17 protein-coding genes are annotated in these 18055 nt (G+C 70.6%); 8 read left to right on the top strand and 9 right to left on the bottom strand.

The genetic code is table 11. From position 1 onward, the window contains the following. The first annotated feature begins 22 nt into the window (after positions 1–22). The 3 genes from OK345_RS11950 to OK345_RS11940 all read left to right on the top strand — a co-directional run bounded on the left by OK345_RS11950 (position 23) and on the right by OK345_RS11940 (position 4174). Positions 23–1840 (top strand): GspE/PulE family protein, encoded by a 1818-nt coding sequence (locus OK345_RS11950; protein ID WP_265128210.1) that lies wholly within the window; start codon positions 23–25, stop codon positions 1838–1840. Between the two features lie 246 nt (positions 1841–2086). Then, on the top strand, positions 2087–2815 hold the full coding sequence (locus tag OK345_RS11945; RefSeq protein WP_265128209.1) for a glutamine amidotransferase: 729 nt from the start codon (positions 2087–2089) through the stop codon (positions 2813–2815). A 462-nt stretch (positions 2816–3277) separates the two neighbouring features. After that, positions 3278–4174: a BPSS1780 family membrane protein gene (locus tag OK345_RS11940; RefSeq protein ID WP_265128208.1), complete on the top strand. Its 897-nt coding sequence runs from the start codon at positions 3278–3280 to the stop codon at positions 4172–4174. Between the two features lie 320 nt (positions 4175–4494). On the opposite strand, the gene OK345_RS11935 is transcribed toward OK345_RS11940, so the two are convergent. From OK345_RS11935 to OK345_RS11910, 6 genes are all read right to left on the bottom strand, one after another. Next, a complete protein-coding gene (locus OK345_RS11935; protein WP_265128207.1) occupies positions 4495–4755 on the bottom strand; it encodes a hypothetical protein in 261 nt (86 codons plus the stop codon). Between the two features lie 113 nt (positions 4756–4868). Beyond that, positions 4869–5864, bottom strand: coding sequence for a trypsin-like serine peptidase (locus OK345_RS11930; protein WP_265128206.1), 996 nt, complete (start codon positions 5862–5864; stop codon positions 4869–4871). A 789-nt stretch (positions 5865–6653) separates the two neighbouring features. Further along, the gene (tatC, locus tag OK345_RS11925) at positions 6654–7409 is read right to left on the bottom strand and encodes a twin-arginine translocase subunit TatC (RefSeq protein ID WP_265128205.1); all 756 of its coding nucleotides are present in this window, start codon (positions 7407–7409) and stop codon (positions 6654–6656) included. Next, complete coding sequence (gene tatB / locus OK345_RS11920; protein ID WP_265128204.1) at positions 7406–7873, bottom strand: Sec-independent protein translocase protein TatB; 468 nt, start codon at positions 7871–7873, stop codon at positions 7406–7408. Before tatB ends, tatC begins: the two co-directional genes overlap by 4 nt. A gap of 15 nt (positions 7874–7888) precedes the next feature. Continuing rightward, positions 7889–8116, bottom strand: a complete 228-nt coding sequence (tatA, locus tag OK345_RS11915) for a Sec-independent protein translocase subunit TatA (RefSeq protein WP_265128203.1) — start codon at positions 8114–8116, stop codon at positions 7889–7891. Positions 8117–8191: 75 nt separating this feature from the next. Further along, entirely contained in the window at positions 8192–9073 is an 882-nt protein-coding gene (locus OK345_RS11910; RefSeq protein ID WP_265128202.1) for a lipid-binding SYLF domain-containing protein, read from the bottom strand. Between the two features lie 166 nt (positions 9074–9239). Between OK345_RS11910 and hemH the strand changes: the two genes are divergently transcribed. Together hemH and OK345_RS11900 are read left to right on the top strand one after the other, a co-directional pair. Next, entirely contained in the window at positions 9240–10199 is a 960-nt protein-coding gene (gene hemH / locus OK345_RS11905; protein WP_265128201.1) for a ferrochelatase, read from the top strand. Next, a complete protein-coding gene (locus OK345_RS11900; RefSeq protein WP_265128200.1) occupies positions 10196–11062 on the top strand; it encodes an alpha/beta fold hydrolase in 867 nt (288 codons plus the stop codon). Before hemH ends, OK345_RS11900 begins: the two co-directional genes overlap by 4 nt. Positions 11063–11312: 250 nt before the next feature. On the opposite strand, the gene OK345_RS11895 is transcribed toward OK345_RS11900, so the two are convergent. The 3 genes from OK345_RS11895 to ttcA form a co-directional block, all read right to left on the bottom strand. Beyond that, positions 11313–12107: a M48 family metallopeptidase gene (locus tag OK345_RS11895; protein ID WP_265128199.1), complete on the bottom strand. Its 795-nt coding sequence runs from the start codon at positions 12105–12107 to the stop codon at positions 11313–11315. A gap of 124 nt (positions 12108–12231) precedes the next feature. Next, a complete protein-coding gene (locus tag OK345_RS11890; RefSeq protein WP_265128198.1) occupies positions 12232–13140 on the bottom strand; it encodes a recombination-associated protein RdgC in 909 nt (302 codons plus the stop codon). A 55-nt stretch (positions 13141–13195) separates the two neighbouring features. After that, entirely contained in the window at positions 13196–14107 is a 912-nt protein-coding gene (ttcA, locus tag OK345_RS11885) for a tRNA 2-thiocytidine(32) synthetase TtcA (RefSeq protein WP_265128197.1), read from the bottom strand. 294 nt (positions 14108–14401) lie between these two features. Here ttcA and xylB point away from each other — a divergent pair, with 294 nt between their 5' ends. From xylB to OK345_RS11870, 3 genes are all read left to right on the top strand, one after another. After that, positions 14402–15898: a xylulokinase gene (xylB, locus tag OK345_RS11880; RefSeq protein WP_265128196.1), complete on the top strand. Its 1497-nt coding sequence runs from the start codon at positions 14402–14404 to the stop codon at positions 15896–15898. Between the two features lie 40 nt (positions 15899–15938). Beyond that, positions 15939–17273: a xylose isomerase gene (gene xylA, locus OK345_RS11875; protein WP_265128195.1), complete on the top strand. Its 1335-nt coding sequence runs from the start codon at positions 15939–15941 to the stop codon at positions 17271–17273. 237 nt (positions 17274–17510) lie between these two features. After that, positions 17511–18055 (top strand): MFS transporter (locus OK345_RS11870; RefSeq protein WP_265128194.1); only part of this gene is annotated, 545 nt, incomplete at its 3' end.

Raw genomic sequence — 18055 nt, 5'->3', positions numbered from 1 at the left:
CACGCTCTGAGGAATTTGGCGGATGGATCAGCGGCAAACGGTGCAGTTCGGGCCGGCTCCCAGCGCAGCGCAGCTGCCTCCCGGGCGACTGGTGTTCGAACGCGTGGCCGCGGCGCTGGTCGCCGACGGCATGGTGGCCGAGGCCGACCACGAGCGCATCCGCTTTTCCGCCCAGGGCGCGCGCAACGCCAGCGAGGTGCACCCGCTGGTGCTGCTGGCCAACCTCAAGCTGACCGCGGCGCGGCCACCGGCCGGCGAACTGGGGCTGGAGCGGCTGACCGAATGGCTGGCCGCGCGCACCGGCAGCCGCCACCTGCGCATCGACCCGACCCGGGTCGACGTGGCCGCCGCCACCGCGGTGGTCTCGCACGCCTACGCGCGCCGGCACCGGATCCTGCCGCTGGCGGTGGATACGGAGAAGGTGCTGGTGGCCACCAGCGAACCGACCGCGCAGGACTGGCTGCCCGACCTGCAGCACCTGACCCGGCGCCGGATCGAGACGGTGCTGGTCAACCCGCTGGACCTGCACCGCTACACCATGGAGTTCTTCGGCGTCACCCGCTCGGTGCGCGGCGCCCGCGGCGATGCCCGTGGCGAGGTCAGCGGCACCCTGCCCAGCTTCGAGCAGCTGGTGGAGCTGGGCCGCGCCGGCGACGTCAATGCCGACGACCACCACATCGTCAACATCGTCGACTGGCTGCTGCAGTACGCCTACGAGCAGCGCGCCAGCGACATCCACCTGGAGCCGCGGCGCGACATGGGGCGCATGCGCTTCCGCATCGACGGCGTGCTGCACAAGGTGTTCGAGCTGCCGCCGGCGGTGATGACCGCGGTGGTCAGCCGCATCAAGGTGCTCGGGCGCATGGACCTGGCCGAGCGCCGGCGGCCGCAGGACGGCCGCATCAAGACCCGTTCGCCGGGCGGGCGCGAGGTGGAGATGCGGCTGTCGACCATGCCCACCGCGTTCGGCGAGAAGTGCGTGATGCGCATCTTCGACCCGGACGCCGCGTTCAAGAGCATCGACCAGCTCGGCTTTAGCCCGGAAGAAGCGGCCGGCTGGAACGAGCTGGTGGCGCGCCCGCACGGCATCGTGCTGGTCACCGGCCCGACCGGCTCGGGCAAGACTACCACCCTGTATTCCACGCTCAAGCGGCTGGCCACCCCGGACGTGAACGTGTGCACGGTGGAGGACCCGATCGAGATGATCGCGCCGGAGTTCAACCAGATGCAGGTGCAGACCAACATCGACCTGGACTTCGCCGCCGGCGTGCGCACCCTGCTGCGGCAGGACCCGGACATCATCATGATCGGCGAGATCCGCGACCTGGAGACCGCGCAGATGGCGGTGCAGGCCTCGCTCACCGGCCACCTGGTGCTGTCCACCCTGCACACCAACGACGCGCCCTCGGCGATCACCCGCCTGCTCGACCTGGGGGTGCCGCACTACCTGATCGCCTCCACCGTGAACGGGGTGCTGGCGCAGCGGCTGGTGCGCACCCTGTGCCCGCACTGCAAGCAGCCGGACACCCTGTCCGAGGCCGACTGGGCGGTCCTGCGCGATGCCGATGAGGCATTGCCTGATGAAGTGGCGGCGTGTGCACCGGTCGGTTGCCTGGAGTGCCGGCGCACCGGCTACATGGGCCGGATCGGCCTGTATGAGTTGCTGCCATTGGGTTCGCGGCTGCGCGGGCTGATCCGCGCCGACATGGATCTGGCCGGATTCAGCCGTGCCGCGCGTGGCGAAGGCTTGCGCACGCTGCGCCGCGCCGGGCTTGAAAAGGTGGCCGCCGGGCTGACCACGGTCGAGGAAGTGCTGTCGGTGCTGCCACCGACGGAGTAGAGCCGAGCTTGCTCGGCTGAAACCGTCCCAGTAGAGCCGAGCTTGCTCGGCTGAGGCCTTCCCAGAGCCGAGCTTGCTCGGCTGAAGCCTTCCCATGACGCCCCAGCCGAGCAAGCTCGGCTCTACGAAAGATGGTGCGATGGTTCTTTAGACCAAACCCATGGTTCTAAGGCGCCGGGCCGCACGGCCGCGCCCCGGCGTCCGGCACCGCCTAGAATCGACCACGTACCGTCCCATGTCGCCACGATGAGTCCGCCGCCCTTCCTGATCCTCGAGACCGGCCAGCCGGCCGCCCCGCTCAAGCGCTACGGACGCTTCCCGCACTGGATCCGCGTGGCCGCCGGGCTGGGCCCGCGCGAGACCGTGGTAGCGAACGTGGCGGCCGGCGATCCGCTGCCGGCGCGCACCGGTTTCGCCGGGGCGATCGTCACCGGCTCGGCCGCGTTCGTCACCGACCGCGCCGAGTGGAGCGAACGCAGCGCCGGCTGGCTGCGCGAGGCCGCCCACGCCGGCATGCCGCTGCTGGGCATCTGCTACGGCCACCAGCTGCTGGCGCATGCGCTGGGCGGCGAGGTGGCATACAACCCGGCCGGTCGCGAATCGGGCACCATCCGCCTGGACCTGCAGCCGCCGGCCGCCGACGATCCGCTGTTCGCCGGGCTGCCGGCCAGCTTCCCGGCCCACGCCACCCACCTGCAGACGGTGCTGCGCGCCCCGGCCGGCGCCACCGTGCTGGCGCGCTCGGTGCAGGACAACTGCCACGCCTTCCGCTGGGGCGCCAACACCTGGGGCCTGCAGTTCCATCCCGAGTTCGCCACCCACCACATGCGCGGCTACGTCCGCGCCCGCGCCGACTGCATCGCCCGCCATGGCGGCTGCGCCCGCACCGTGGCCCGCGAGGTCAGCGCCGCCCCGCTGGCGCGGCAGCTGCTGCGGCGCTTCGTCCGCCACGTCCGCACCGGCACCACGCACTGAGCGGCGACGGGCAAGGCGCGGCGCCGCTCTCCAGCGAACCGGCGTCGCCCGCCCTGCGGCACGACCGGCAACGGCACGACGATCCGCGGCCGGCTTTCCTCCGGCCCCGCCTGCCGTCATCGATCGCTCCGGCTGGGACACGCGCACCGGCGGCGGCTACCGGCATCCCCGGCACGGCCCCGCGACCGCCTGCCGCCGCGCCACATCTCACCGGCATCGCTGCCTGCGCCGACGCGTCCCGGCAGCATGGACACGCCTCCTTGCGTCGTGTCGGGCCGCGATCCGGCCAGCAGCCGACCGCCGCTTCCTGTCGCATCGCCGGCACCCGCCCCTCCGTTGCCGAGGAACGTCTTCCGGCCGGGCCCCGGCAACCGCGGGCCCGGCTCGCCGGTGGCGCGGGTTCCGGCGATAATCCCGCCACGTCGGTGACCTGCCGGCGTTTCCCCCTGCTTCGGAATTGGAATGAGCGAGATTCGCAAGGTGCCGGCCTCCGCCGGCGCGGAATGGCTGTTGACCGGCTTCGTGCTGCTGCGCAAGGCGCCGCGGGCGCTGGGCCTGCTGGGCGTGATGTGGGGCGTGGCGGCGCTGGTGGTGATGTCGGTGTCGCTGCTGCACCCGGCGCTGGCCACCGTGGCCCAGTTCCTGCTGGCGCTGGCCGGCCCGGTGTTCTTCGGCGGCATGGTATGGGCGGTGCGCGAAGTCGACCAGGGCCGCGAAGCGCGTCCCTCGCACCTGCTGCAGGGCCTGCACGACGGCCGTGCGCCGCACCTGCTGGTGGCGCTGCTGCCGCAGCTGGGCGCCGGCCTGCTGCTGGGCGCGCTGCTGCTGTTGCTGCTGGGCACCAGCGGCCTGCAGCAGCTGGGCGAGGTGATGACCCGGCTCAACGAGATGAGCCAGTCCGGCGCGCAGCCGGACCCGGCGGCGATCGAGGCGCTGGTCGCCAGCCTGCCGGCCGGGCGCATCCTGCTGTGGCTGCTGCTGGTGGTGGCCACCTTCGCCGCCATGGCGCTGGCGCTGTTCACGCTGTCGCCGCAGGTGATGTTCCAGCACCGCAACGGCCTGCTGGCGCTGCGCGAAAGCCTGCGCGGCTGCCTGCACAACCTGCTGGCGATGCTGGTGTTCTTCCTGCTCGCCTTCGTCGCGGTGTTCGCGATCTACTTCGCGGTGATGATCGTGGCGCTGGTCGCCCAGCTCATCGGCGGCCAGCTGCTGGCATTGTGGGTGGCGCAGCTGCTGCTGATGGCGGTGGTGATGCCGGTGCTCGCCGGCGCCGTCTATGCAGCCTGGAAGCAGATGTTCGACCACGGCCCGCAGACGCCGTCGTCGGTCCCGCAGCCGGACAACATCTTCGCGGCATGATGCACAGAACCCCGGCCCCGGCCGGGGTTTTCGTTTCGGGCTGGCGTTGTTCGCCATCCCCGCGCTGGCGGAAGCGCTCTTCGACAGCCGTTGGGCCGGTCATCCACAGGCGTTCATGCAGATCCGGCACTGGTTCCGGAAAACCGCCGGCTTTCATCCAGCATCGCAGTCGAGTCGCTGGGTCCCCGCCTGCGCGGGGATGACGATCTGGAAGACCCCGCGGCAAGCGGCGAGGCTTCGCTCCCGCTGCAGGAGCGCCGCGGGCGGCCGGCATGGATCCGACCGGCTTCCGTCGCCATGAAGGGGCGCCGCGAAACGCCCTAACGCAGCTCTCCGGCCCGCGGGATCCCGTTCAATTCGTCGATCACCCGCCGCGGCGCGCGCAGGCGGATCTGCACCGGGAACGATTCGTGTACCACCACGTCTTCCACCACGCCGCTTTCCTCCAGCTCCATGACCCTGGCCAGCACCGGGTCCGGGGATTCCGCGCTGCCGACGATCAGCGCGGCCTCCAGCGGCTCGCGATCCACCGCCGGCGGTTTGCCGCCGATGCCACAGCCCGCCAGAAGTACCAGCGTCACGGCAAGCATCCATCTCATGTCCGCCACCTCGCGTCTGGGTTGCTTCGGCGAGAACCGTGGTGCCCGGTCATCCGGGCACCACGGCGACGCCGCTCAGGATCGCAAGCGCCCGCTCACGGGTTGCTGGAGATCCAGTTCTGGATCGTGTTGTACACGGTGCTGGTCAGCCGCGTCCCGCAGTTCTGGCTGGACGAGCCCGTGGTATGTATCCCGCGGACGCGGTTGCCGCTGTCGTAGATGCCGCTTCCGCTGTTCCCGCCGCTGGTGTCGATGGTGTAGCAGAGCCGGTAGGAACCGCTGGTCGAGACCGCCCCGGAATGCGTCCACATCGTCCCGAACGGCTTCTCGCCCGGATACCCGGTGATGGTGTGGTTGCCTCCGGAGTACGTTCCCCAGGCGGCATAGCCGCCATGGGCGGGTTCGCTGAGGACGATCAACGCATAGTCGTAGTTGGTGTTCGCGTTGTTGTGCCACTCCGAGGAGGTGATGACGTTCGCCCACGACTTCGTCCCCCACGGCTGGTAGCTGCCGTTCTGGGCCACGGTGAAGTTCAGGCTGGAATACCAGCTGCCGGCGCCGTTGGACACGCAGTGGCCCGCGGTCAGGACGTGCTTCGGCCCGATCAGCGTCCCGGTGCAGCCGATCCCGATACGACCGATGTTCCAGTACGGCGCGACGGTAGTATTGGTCACCTGCACCCTGTTGTCGGCGCCGATGACGACGTTGGGCACCGCCCAGGCGTCGCCGTGGACGGTCGGCAGCGTCGGCGGCGAGCCGGGCATCGCGTCCGGCACGCGGCCGAGCAGTTCCAGCGCCTTGATCGCATCCTCGAACAGCTCCACGTCCTCGGGAGCCATCCTCGATACGTACTGGTCGCCCTCGCGGGTGACCATGATCGCGCTCAACCCGGCCGCCTTCTGCCGCGGCGTCTGCAGGCGCTCGTCGAGCGAAGCGCCGGTTTCCGGAAACACATCGGTCACCAGGTTGTCGCCGTGTATGAACTTCGCTTTCCCGCCCAGTTTCTCGAACGCCGGTTTCCCCGCCTCCGCCGTGCCCGCCGCCGTAGCCGATACCAGCAGCGCCAAACCCAGTGCAGCCAGACTTTTCATAACACGCTCCTTTGTCGATGGAATATCCATTCGCGAGAGGCCGGGGAGCTGCGTCCTGCGCGCTCCCGACCTTGTCCGGTACGAGCCCGGAGGGTTGCGGAGACGGCGGCGCCCATGCGCCCGTCTCCGCGGACACGGTCTTCCATGGCCGTGCCGACAGGGCTGCCTGCGGCGCCCTGCCGTTCCTGGTGTCGCGATCCGTTGCCTGTTCGTCTGTCGTCGTCGGCCGCCGCGCCCGGGGACGGCGCGGTCCGATCCGCGCAAACGCTGCGGCCCGCTGCCCCACCGGCCTGCTGCGGCCGATGGGCGGAGCTGGGTGTGATCGTGCTGGCTGGGCTATCCAACGCCGGGATGCAGGACGTCATCCGCTGTCGCCTTCGGATTGATGGCATGTCGGCCGATCCCCTGCAGGGAAAGCTAATACCCCGCGCAGCGCGGCGTTGCCGTGACCCGTATCACGGATGCCCGTGCGGGGTGCCGCACGTCGACCGCATCCGTGGGCCGCATGGCTGCCGCTTCACGCGGCGGATGCCGGGAGCATCCATCGATATCCGTCATCCCTCACGCGCTCCGGATGACCGTCCCGTATCGTCCGGTGCATCCGGAGATCGGCAGTTCGCTGGCAGGCGATGCACCTGCGCCTTGCCCGCCAGGGAACATGGGGGCGCTGGTCGTTGCCGATGGCGCGGAGGCGGGATTCGAACTGGCCGGCCGCCGACCATCGAGGTTCGGGCGTCCGGTATCGCGGGCGATGCCGCGGTCAACCGACGGAACGCAGCGGGGCGTTCGTCATTGCGGCGATTCGTTGTGGTCGGGGCGTGGGCCCGGCGACAGCCAGCGCGCGGCGTGGATGCCCAGCTCGTACAGCACGCACATCGGGATCGCCAGCATCAGCTGCGACACCACGTCCGGCGGAGTCAGCACCGCGGCGATCACGAAGATGCCGACGATGGCGTAGCCGCGGCCCTCGCGCAGCTGCGCCGGCGTCACCCAGCCCAGCAGCACCAGGATCACCATCGCCACCGGCAGCTCGAAACTGATGCCGAAGGCGAAGAAGATCGCCAGCACGAAATCCAGGTAGGCGCCGGCATCGGGAGTGATGGCGATGACGTCCGGGCGGAAGGTGGTCAGGAAGTGGAACACCGCCGGCAGCACCAGGAAGTAGGCGAAGGCGCAGCCGATGTAGAACAGCGCCACCGCCGAGCCGAGCAGCGGCAGCGCCAGCCGCTTCTCGCGCGCGTACAGCCCCGGCGCCACGAATGCCCAGGCCTGGTACAGCAGCCACGGCACCGCGACGAACAACGCGGTGAAGAAGGTCAGCTTGAGCGGGGCGAAGAAGGCGCCGGCCGGGTTGGTGGCGATCATCGACTGCCCGGCCGGCAGCTGCGAGATCAGCGGCGTCGCCAGCTGGGTGTAGAGCGTGCGCGAGAACGGCAGCAGCGCCAGCAGCACCACGCCCAGGCCGACCAGGCCGCGTACCAGCCGTGCGCGCAATTCGATCAGGTGTTCGACCAGGCTGGACTCGCCGGCATCGCCGCCGCTCATGGTCGCGGCTCCGGCGGAGTGTCATGCATGGCAGGCGTTTGTGTGGCGGATTCGGATCCGGATTCCGGTTCGGTCGACGCCAGCTTCGGCGCGGCATCGACCGACGCGCCGTCGGCATCCGGAGCCGTGGCGCGTTCGCCGTCCCCGGTTTCGCCCAGCGCCGAGGCCTGTTCCTGCTCCAGCTGCCGGCGCAGTTCGCCGGCCTCGTCGCGCAGCTGCTGCCCGCTGTCGCGCAGCTGGGCTTCGGTCTGTCGCAGCGAGGCCTTCATGTCCTGCAGGTTGCGCTTGAGTTCCTCGGCGTGCAGTTCGCGCTCGAGCTCCTGCTTCACCGAATCCCACTGGTTGCGCGCGCGCCGCACCCACAGCCCGGCGAAGCGCGCCGCCTTGGGCAGGCGCTCGGGGCCGAGCACCACCAGGGCCACCACCGCGATCAGCAGCAGTTCGCTGAATCCGATATCGAACACGCCGGAAAACCCGGATCAGCGCGGGTCGCGGTCGCGCTCGGACTGCGCTTCGCGCGACGCTTCCTGACTGCGCGACTCGTCGCCGAGCTGCGCCGCCGGCTTGTCGTCGTCGCGCATGCCTTTCTTGAATTCCTTGACCGCGCTGCCCAGATCCTTGGCGCCGCTCGTCAACCGCTTGGTGCCGAACACCAGCAGGACGATCACCAGCACCACCAACCAGTGCCAGATGCTGAAACTGCCCATGATCCGCTCGCGTTGTCCGTGAATAAGGAAGTCGAGGATAGCGCACCCGGCAGCGACGGGCGCGCGTGCCGAAGGTCAGTTGTCGCCGTCCAGCGTCTCGGTGCGGATCTCGCCTTCGGAAACCGGCTGGAAACCCTGCTGCGGCACGTCCTGGGCCGGCACCTGCTGCAACGGCGCGGTGCTGGCCTCGGTGTTGTCCGCCGGCGGCGGGACGACCGCCACCGGCGCGGTGCGCGGCGCGGCGCCGGCACCGTTGGTGCCGCGCTTCTCGCGGGCGGCGTAGGTGGACTCCTCCAGGCGGTCGCGGAACGCGACCACGTCGGCGGACGGCAGTTCGTTCACGCGCCCTTCGAAGATCATCCGCGGCGTGGTGTTGGCGCCGTAGGCGTCGAGGTTGGCGGCATCGTCGATCTGCAGCACCGCGCCGTCGAGCGCGACCCCGGCGAACAGGCCGCGCGCGCGCGACCACGACCAGATCTCGGCCTTGAGCTGGCCGTCGGTGGCGGCGGCGGCATTGCGGCCCACCGGGCCGGCGGCCACGCCGGCGTCGGCGCCGAGGGTGAACTTGCCGTTGACGATGTTGTCCAGGCTGCGGTCGTTGCGGAACACCAGGATCACGTCGGAGGACTGCACCCCGGCCTGGAAGCCGATGCTGCCGCCGGTGAGCTTGACGAACACCGGGTTGGACCAGGCGCCGTCGGCCATCTTCACCGACATCAGGCCGTGGCCGCGGCGGCCGCCGATCACCAGGCCGGCCTTGATCGTGTCGGGAATGACGATGATCGCGCGGCCCTCGTCGAGCAGCTTGTCGGGGATGGCCTGCTCGGGGATCTCCTGGATCTCGCTGAGCACGCGCACCGCGTTGCGGGCGCGCTGATCCTCCTGCGGGCCGGCCACGGCGGCGGCGGACAGCAGGCTGGCGGACAACAGCAACACGAGGCACGGCAGGCGGCGCATGGCGGACTCCAGAAGTCGGTGCACAAGAAGATAAAGCAAGTGCCTGAAATTAGTAGCGCGGCGATGAATCGCCAGTGAGCGGATCCGGGGCGCGATCGGTGCGACATATCGCCGCGATCGGCACCGCGGCGTCGCCGCCGTCGCCCGCACCTGCGAGAATGCGCCCATGCTCGACGCACCCGACACCGCCCTGCTCGCGGTCAATCTAGGCACGCCCGAGACGCCGACCGCCCCCGCGGTGCGGCGTTACCTGGCCGAATTCCTCGGCGATCCGCGCGTGGTGGCGATCCCGCCGCTGCTGTGGAAACCCTTGCTGCACGGGGTGATCCTGCCGCTGCGCAGCGGCCGCTCGGCGGCCAAGTACGCGCAGGTGTGGCTGCCGGAAGGCTCGCCGCTGGCGGTCCACACCCGGCGCCTGGCCGAAGGCATGCAGCGCGAGTTGCCGCAGTGGCGGGTGCGCGAGGCGATGCGCTACGGGCAGCCGGCGCTGGACCCGGCACTGGACGCGCTGGCGCGCGAGGGCGTGCGCCGGATCGTGGTGCTGCCGCTGTATCCGCAGTATTCGACCACCACCACCGCCTCGGTCGAGGACCGGCTGCGGCTGTGGCAGGCGCGCAACCCGCAGGTCGCGGTGCGCTGCATCCGCGACTACGCCACCGACCCGGGCTGGGTGGCGGCGGTGGCCGGCTCGATCCGCGACCACTGGCAGCGCCACGGCCGCGGCGAGAAGCTGGTGTTCTCCTTCCACGGCATCCCGCAGCGGGTGGCCGACGACGGCGACCCCTACCCGCAGCGCTGCGAGGCCAGCGCGCGCGCCATCGCCACCGCGCTGGACCTGGGCGACGACGACTGGCGGCTGACCTACCAGTCGCGCTTCGGCCGCGAGCGCTGGCTGCAGCCCTATGCCGAACCCACGCTGTGGGCGATGGCCGAGGGCGGCATCCGCCGGATCGACGTGGTCTGCCCCGGCTTCGCCACCGACTGCCTGGAAACGCTGGAGGAGGTGGCGATGGGCTTCGCCGCGACCGTCGCCGAGCGCGGCGCGCAGCTGCGCTACATCCCCTGCCTCAACGACGCCCCGGCCCACGCCCGCGCACTGGCGGCGCTGGCCAGCGCCGACCCATGACCCCGCAGCCGTTCCGGCTCGACCTCGGCCCGCTCGCGGTCGCCGGGCTGCGCTGCGGCAATGCCGGGGGGCGCAGGGTGCTGGCGCTGCACGGCTGGCTCGACAACGCGGCCAGCTTCCTGCCGCTGGCCGCGCAGTTGCCGCAGCTGGACCTGGTGCTGCTGGACCTGCCCGGCCATGGCCACAGCGACCACCTGCCGCCCGGCGCGCCGTACACCGCGGTGGAGGCCATCGCCCGGGTGCTGGAGGCGGCCGACGCCCTGGGCTGGGAGCGCTTCACCCTGCTCGGCCACTCGATGGGCGCCGGCATCGCCAGCCTGGTGGCGGCCGCGGCACCGGCGCGGGTCGAGGCGCTGGTGGCGATCGAGGCGCTGGGCGGGCTGTCGGCGCCGCTGGAAGACACCGCGCAGCGGTTGCGCGCGCATGTGGCCGCGCTGCGCGCGCTGCCGGACAAGCGCCTGCGGGTGTTTCCCGACCTGGCCGCACCGGTGCGCGCACGGATGATGGCCAACCAGCTCGGCGAAACGTCGGCACGGCTGCTGGTCGAGCGCGGGGTGCGGGAAGTGCCCGGCGGCTACAGCTGGCGCAGCGATCCGCGGCTGATGCTGCCGACCGCGCTGCGCCCGACCGAGGCGCAGATCGACGCGCTGGTGGCGGCCATCGAATGTCCGGCGCAGGTGATCTACGCCAGCCCGGCACAGGCCTATTTCCCCGAACCGCTGCGCAGCGCGCGCGCCGCCTTGCTGCGCCGCGGCCAGCTGGCGGTGCTGCCCGGCCATCACCACCTGCACATGGACCGGGCCGAAGCGGTGGCGCGGATCGTGCGGGAATTCCTGGACGCGGCGCTGCCCGACCCGCGTTGAACATGGTTCGGTCGCGACCTGACGGCCCGAGGCCGCGCAGCGTCGCCCCTGCCCACAGCAGAAAGCCGTTGCAGGAGCGACGTCAGTCAAGAGCTTTCCGGGCAGCCCGCCGAGCGCTGGTTTCCCCCGGGAAATACCGGCTGGGCGACCGGGCGCTGGATTCCCGACTTCATCAGGGCCGTCGGTGACTCACCGGTCACAACCCACGTCGCTCTTGCAACGGCTTTGGGCAGGTGGCAGGCGCGGGGCCTCAGTCCTCGGCCTGCAGCAGCTGCCGCAGCATCGCCTTCAGTCGCCGGCCTTCGGCCTGGAAATAGGCGCGCTCGGCGCGCCAGTCGGGGAAGCGCGCCTCCACCTCGGCCCAGAACGCCGGCGAGTGGTTGGCCTGCAGCAGGTGGCACAGCTCGTGCACCAGCACGTACTCGAACGCCGACGGCCGCCCCAGCACCAGCGCCAGGTCCAGCGCCATCGAGCCGTCCGGCGCCAGCGATCCCCATTGCGAGGACATCACCTTCAGCCGCAGCCGCGCCGGCGCCCGCGGCAACCCCGGCAGGTAGCGCGGCAGCCAGCGGCCGACGTCGGCACGCATCTGCGCCTCGTAGAACTCGCGCAGCACGCGCCGCAGCGCCGCCTCGCCCGCACGCGGCGGCAGGCGGATGCAGGCGCCGTCGGCGTCCACCTCCACCTGCGCGAAGCGGCCCGGTTGCCAGCGCACCGGCAGCAGTTCGCCGCGCAGCGGCAGCCAGCCCGGTTCGTCGCGCCGCAACGGCGGCAGCGCGTCGTCGCGGTGGTAGTGCGCCAGCTGCTCGATCAGCCATTGCCGGTTGGCCTGCATGAAACGCTCGCCGGCGACCAGGCTGGCGCGCGGCGGCAGCGTCAGCCGCACGCCGCGTTCGTCGACGCTGAGCTTGAGCCGGCGCGCGCGCGGATCGCGCACGCGCAGCACGTCGATCTCCGCTTCCTCCAGCCGCAGCCGCACCGTGTCGCGCTGGATCACCGGCGTGGCGGGGGCGGGCATCAGGCGACGGAACAGCGAGGGGGACATGGCGACAGCATACGACGGCCGCAGGCAACCTGTAGGAGCGATGTCGGTCGCGACCGGGCTTTCCCGGGAAGGCGTGGTCGCGACTGACATCGCTCCTACAGGAAGGGTGGACGCCGTTGGTGGTTCAGTTGTCGGCCTTGCTCAGCTTGAAGGCCTCTTCCAGCAGCAGGAACAGGCGGCGGATCTCGCCGCTCTGCAGCGCGAAGCGCGCGTCCAGTTCGGCACGGCGGCCGTCCTCGTCGGCGTGTTCGAGCTGGTCCAGGGCGCCGTCGAGGAACTTGAGCTTGCGCACGATCAGGTCGTCGCCGAGCACGAACGAGAGGTTGTCCTCGAACACCAGCGCCAGCTTGGTCACCTGCTTGCCGGCGTCCAGGTGCTTGTCGATCTCGTCGCAGCGCAGTTCCTGGTGCTGGCACTTGACCACCGCGCCGCCTTCCACCGGGTCCTTCATCTCGCACTCTTCGCCCAGGCTCAGGCCGGTGGGCAGCGGCTCGCCGGCGATCCAGCCGGTGAGGATCGCGCGCGGCGCGACCTCGGCGTTGAGCGGCATCGCCGGGAAGCTGCCGAGCAGGCCGCGGATGTCGCTCATCACGTTCTCGCCGGTCTTGCGGCTGGAGCTGTCCACCGCCACGTAGCCGTGCTTGAGGTCGAGCAGCGCATCGGTGCGCGAGCTCTTGACGAAGGCGCGCGGCAGCAGCTCGTGCAGCAGGTCGTCCTTCATCCGCTTGCGCTCGCGGCCGCCGGGCTTGCGCCCTTCCTTCTCCTCGATCTCCTCCAGCTTGCGCGCCAGCAGGTCGTTGACCACCGCGCCGGGCAGGATCTTCTCCTCGCCGCCGACGGTCAGCCACAGCGCGTCGCCGATGCGGTGCGAGAACACTTCCTTCTCTTCGCGGCCGAACGGCGAGATGAAGCCGCGCGAGGTCATTTCCAGCGCGCCGACCGGCTTGAGCAGCACGTGCGGCAGCAGCTTGTCGACTTCGGAGAAATCCACCGAGGTGGGGAAACGGAACAGCGTCAGGTTTTTGAAGAACATGGATTACCAGCAGTCGGGGATTCGTAAGGATGGGAACGCGATCGCGCTCCCGAGATTAACCGGCAGGCGTCTCAGCACCTGCGTCGGGTGTGCCGCCGACCAGCCACGCATGCGCGTCGGGCAGCGGCGCGTCGTCGCGGCGGCCCAGCGCCATGAAGTCGAACAGGGTGGGGTCAGCCAGCTGTGCGGGGCGGACGTCGCCCAGCGCGCGCGCGATCTGCTCGATGCGGCCGGGGTGGTCCTTCTCCCATTGCTTCATCATCAGCCCGACCTGCCTGCGCTGCAGGTTTTCCTGGCTGCCGCACAGGTTGCACGGGATGATCGGGAACCGGCGCGCGGCGGCGTAGTCGACGATGTCGCTCTCGCGCACGTAGGCCAGCGGGCGGATCACCACGTGCTTGCCGTCGTCGCTGCGCAGCTTGGGCGGCATGCCGGAGAGCTTGGCGTGGTGGAACAGGTTCATGAAGAACGTGGCCACCCTGTCGTCGCGGTGGTGGCCCAGTGCGATCTTGGTGAAGCCATGGGTTTCGGCGTAGTTGTACAGCGCGCCGCGGCGCAGGCGCGAGCACAGCGAACACATGGTCTTGCCTTCCGGGATCACCCGGCTGACCACCGAATAGGTGTCCTGCTCGATGATGTGGTACGGCACGCCCAGCCCGGCCAGGTACTCCGGCAGCACGTGCTCGGGGAAGCCCGGCTGCTTCTGGTCCAGGTTCACCGCCACCAGCTCGAACGGCACCGGCGCCTTCTTCTGCAACTGCAGCAGGATGTCCAGCAGGGTGTAGCTGTCCTTGCCGCCGGACAGGCACACCATCACCTTGTCGCCGGCCTCGATCATGCCGAAATCGGCGATGGCCTGGCCGACCTGGCGGCGCAGGCGCTTGGCCAGCTTGTGCTGTTCGCGCTCGGCCACGCGCGGGTCGCGCGCACGGGGGGCGGGATCGGGCAGGGAAATGACGGCACTCATGAGCCGGGCATTGTAGCCGGTGCCCGTCGGGCTCCCGAGCGCTTTTCCCGGCCGCGGCGACGGCGCCGCCGGCGGAGGTCTCCTCCCCCTCCGGCAACGCTTCGCGGCCAGGCCGCGCCGGCGGCCGGCGCCCTTCCGCAATGCAACAAGCCTTTTCGATTTCTGCTGCTAGAGTTCAGGCCTCCACGACACGAACCGCAGCCGCATGCAAGCGATCGCCCCTTCCCCGGTGGCTTTTTTTCGGAGCCGTTTTGGTAGCGCTAACATGAACCCGCCGACCTGCCGGAGCGCGGCATGAGCGGCCTGTTCGTCGGGCTGGACGTCGGCACCCAGAGCGTCAAGCTGGTCGCCTACGACCCGCAGGCGCGCGCCCTCGTCGCCACCCACGACCAGGCGCTGGAATTGATCGCCGGCGAGGACGGCAGCCGCGAGCAGCGTGCCGAATGGTGGATCGAGGCGATCGCCGCCTGCTTTGCCCGGCTGGAACCGGCGCAGCGCGCGCGGGTGGTAGCGATCGGCGTGTCCGGCCAGCAGCACGGCTTCGTGCCGGTGGACGCCGCCGGCCGGGTGCTGGCGCCGGCCAAGCTGTGGTGCGACACCAGTACCCAGGCCGAATGCGGGGAGATCATGGCCGCGCTCGGCGGCCCGGCACGCACCATCGAACTGGCCGGCAACCCGATCCTGGCCGGCTACACCGCCTCCAAGCTGCCGTGGACGCGCAGGCACCGGCCGCAGGTCTACGCCGAACTGGCGCACATCCTGCTGCCGCACGACTACGTGAACTCCTGGCTCACCGGCGAGTACTTCTGCGAGTACGGCGACGCCTCCGGCACCGGCTGGCTGGACGTGCGCAGCCGCACCTGGTCCAAGGAATTGCTGCACGCCACCGATCCGCAGCGCGACCTGGGCCGATGCCTGCCGCCGCTGGTGGAGGCCGGCACCCTGTTCCCGCTGGCGGCGGCCACCGCCGAGGCGCTGGACCTCCCGCATGGCGTCGTGGTCGCGGCCGGCGGCGGCGACAACATGATGGCCGCGTTCGGCACCGGCGCGGTGGTGCCGGGCAGGCTGGCGATGAGCCTGGGCACCTCGGGCACGCTGTTCGCCTATTCGGACACGCCGGTGGTCGATGCCGACGGCGCCTGGGCGGCGTTCTGCTCGTCCTCCGGCGGCTGGCTGCCGCTGATCTGCACGATGAACTGCACGGTCGCCACCGAGTCGATCGCCAGGCTGTTCGGCTTCAGCGCGCGCGAAGGCGATGCGCGCATCGCCGCCACCGCGCCCGGCGCCGGCGGGCTGACCCTGCTGCCGTTCCTCAACGGCGAGCGCACCCCGGACCTGCCGCACGGCAAGGGCGTGCTGACCGGCCTGGACCCGGCCAACGCCAGCGCGGCCAACTTCTACCGCGCGGCGATGGAAGGGGCGACCTACAGCCTGAAGTACGGCTTCGATGCCTTCGTCCGCGCCGGCATGGCCTTCGACAGCATCGTGCTGACCGGCGGCGGCGCCAACAGCCCGGCCTGGCGGCAGATGGTCGCCGACGTGTTCGACCTGCGCGTGGAGGTGCCGCGGCATACCGAAGGCGCGGCCTTCGGCGCGGCCCTGCAGGCGTTGTGGTCGCTGCGCCGGGCGCAGGGCGAGGCGACGCCGCTGGCCGAGCTGGTCGCCGCGCACGTCGCCACCGACCCGGCGCTGGCCGCGGTGCCGGACCCGCAGCGCGTGGCGGCCTATCGCCCCCCCTACCAGCGCTTCCTCGAACACCTCGGCGCGGTGCGGCCGCTGTACGCCAGCTGACGTCTTCCCCCTCGCATATGCATCACGAAAGGAGCATCGCATGAGCATCCAACCCTTCATCGGCGCCCGGGAATACTTCCCCAATGTCGGCCGGATCGCGTTCGAAGGCCGCGACTCGGACAACCCGCTGGCGTTCAAGGTCTACGACGCGGACAGGGAGATCGGCGGCAAGAGCATGGCCGAGCACCTGCGCTTCGCCACCTGCTACTGGCATACCTTCGGCAACGCTGGCCACGACCCGTTCGGCCCCGGCACCCGCCGCTTCCCATGGGAGCAGGGCGAGGCGATGGCCACCGCCGAGGCCAAGGTCGATGCCGCCTTCGAGTTCTTCACCAAGCTCGGCACGCCCTACTGGTGCTTCCACGACATCGACCTGGCGCCGGACGCCGACGACATCGGCCAGTACGAGAAGAACCTCAGGCACATGGTGGCGCTGGCCAAGGCGCGCCAGGACGCCAGCGGCATCAGGCTGCTGTGGGGCACCGCCAACCTGTTCAGCCACCCGCGCTACATGAACGGCGCGGCCACCAACCCGGACTTCGCCGTCGTCGCGCGCGCCGCGGTGCAGGTCAAGGCGGCGCTGGAGGCCACCGTCGCGCTGGGCGGCGAGCACTACGTGTTCTGGGGCGGCCGCGAGGGCTATGCCTGCCTGCACAACACCGACATGAAGCGCGAGCAGGAGCATTTCGCGCGCTTCCTGACCGCGGCCCGCGACTACGGCCGCAGCATCGGCCTGAAGGGCAACTTCCTGATCGAGCCCAAGCCGATGGAGCCTATGAAGCACCAGTACGACTTCGACAGCGCCACCGTGGTCGGCTTCCTGCGCCACTACGGCCTGGACAAGGACTTCAAGCTCAACATCGAGGCCAACCACGCCACGCTGTCCGGCCACACCTTCGAGCACGACCTGCAGGTCGCCTCCGACGCCGGCCTGCTGGGCAGCATCGACGCCAACCGCGGCAACGCGCAGAACGGCTGGGACACCGACCAGTTCCCGACCGACCTGTACGACACGGTCGGGGCGATGCTGGTGGTGCTGCGCCAGGGCGGGCTGGAGGGCGGCCTGAACTTCGACGCCAAGCCGCGCCGCGAATCCACCGACATGGAAGACCTGTTCATCGCCCACATCGGCGGTATGGACGCGTTCGCGCGCGGGCTGGAGGTGGCGCACGCGCTGCTGACCGCCTCGCCGTGGGAGCAGTGGCGCGCGCAGCGCTACGCCAGCTTCGACGACGGCGCCGGCAAGGACTTCGCCGACGGCAAGCTGGGCCTGGCCGAACTGGCCGCGCTGGCTGCCGGGAACGGCGAGCCGAAGCAGCTCAGCGGCCGCCAGGAGGCCTACGAGAACCTGTTGAACCAGTACCTGCTGCGCTGATGGCGCAGGGCGGCCCGACCGGGAATGCGGTAGAGCCGAGCTTGCTCGGCTGCTTTTCCTGGCGAAGCTCCAGCCGAGCAAGCTCGGCTCTACGGATGAATCCACATATCACGAAGGACGGATGAATCCACGCATCACGAAGGACCGCGAAGGCCGGTCGCGACCGGTTCGATCGAGGGAGGGGCACCGGCCCGGCCGGTGCGATGGATCCGAACACAACCGAGGGAATCCACCGGCATGAGCAGCGCCACGCCTGGAACCGCCGCGACCGCGCACGCTGCGGAGAACACCCGTTTCATCGTCCTGATCAGCTGCGTGGCCACCATCGGCGGGTTCCTGTTCGGGTTCGACAGCGGCGTCATCAACGGCACCGTCGACGGCCTGAAGCAGACCTTCCAGTCCAGTTCGGCCGGCATCGGCTTCGAGGTGGCCTCGATGCTGCTCGGCTGCGCGATCGGCGCGTTCTTCGCCGGGCGCCTGGGCGACCGGATGGGCCGGCGCGGGGTGCTGATCGTGGCGGCGCTGATGTTCCTGGTTTCGGCGCTGGGCGCCGGCGCCGCGGGCAGCTCGCTGGTGTTCATCGTCGCCCGGGTGATCGGCGGTTTCGCCGTCGGCGCGGCCAGCGTGATGTCGCCGGCCTACATCGCCGAGGTCGCCTCGGCCCGCTACCGCGGGCGGCTGGCCACGGTGCAGCAGATCGCGATCATCAGCGGCCTGTTCTGCGCGTTCCTGTCCAATTGGCTGCTGGCCAAGGCCGCCGGCGCCTCCACCGAGGCGCTGTG

The sequence above is a fragment of the Xanthomonas chitinilytica genome, from assembly GCF_026107455.2.
GTDB lineage: Bacteria > Pseudomonadota > Gammaproteobacteria > Xanthomonadales > Xanthomonadaceae > Stenotrophomonas > Stenotrophomonas chitinilytica.
This window is presented reverse-complemented; position numbering and strand designations above follow the sequence as displayed.